Here is a 651-nt window from a genome sequence, read left to right on the forward strand (position 1 = left end):
TGAACCGCGCCGGGTTTGCCGGAGGCTGGTTGGTTTGAGTCACGCCGCCACATCCATAGCGGCGATGGCAGCGTAATATCGTTCTTCGGCTTCGGCGGGCGGGATATTGCCGATCGGCTCGAGCAGGCGGCGGTGGTTGAACCAGTCCACCCATTCGAGGGTCGCGTATTCCACGGCTTCGAACGAGCGCCATGGTCCTCGCCGATGGATCACCTCGGCCTTGTAAAGGCCGTTGATCGTCTCGGCCAAGGCGTTGTCGTAACTGTCGCCGACGCTACCGACCGAGGGTTCGATCCCCGCTTCGGCGAGGCGCTCGGAGTATCTGATCGAGACGTACTGGCTGCCGCGATCTGAGTGATGGATGAGACCGCCGCTGCGCGTCGGTCGGCGATCATGAAGCGCCTGCTCAAGCGCATCCAGTACGAAGCTGGCGTGAGCGGTGCGAGATACGCGCCAGCCAACGATCCGGCGGGCGAACGTATCGATGACGAACGCGACGTAGACGAACCCGGCCCAGGTCGCGACATAGGTGAAGTCAGAGACCCAGAGCATGTTGGGCGCTGGCGCGCGGAACTGCCGGTTCACCCGATCGAGCGGGCATGGCGCCGACCGATCGCTGATCGTCGTACGCACCGGCTTGCCACGGATCAC

General features: G+C 63.9%; 1 protein-coding gene. It reads right to left on the reverse strand.

Annotation, left to right across the window (positions count from 1 at the left end; all coding sequences use genetic code 11):
* Positions 1-39 precede the first annotated feature (39 nt).
* The coding region (locus ET21_RS0112530; RefSeq protein ID WP_030539981.1) for an IS3 family transposase at positions 40-651 on the reverse strand (612 nt) is incomplete at its 5' end.

It is taken from the genome of Sphingobium sp. DC-2 (genome assembly GCF_000722555.1).
In the GTDB taxonomy this organism is placed as follows: domain Bacteria; phylum Pseudomonadota; class Alphaproteobacteria; order Sphingomonadales; family Sphingomonadaceae; genus Sphingobium; species Sphingobium quisquiliarum.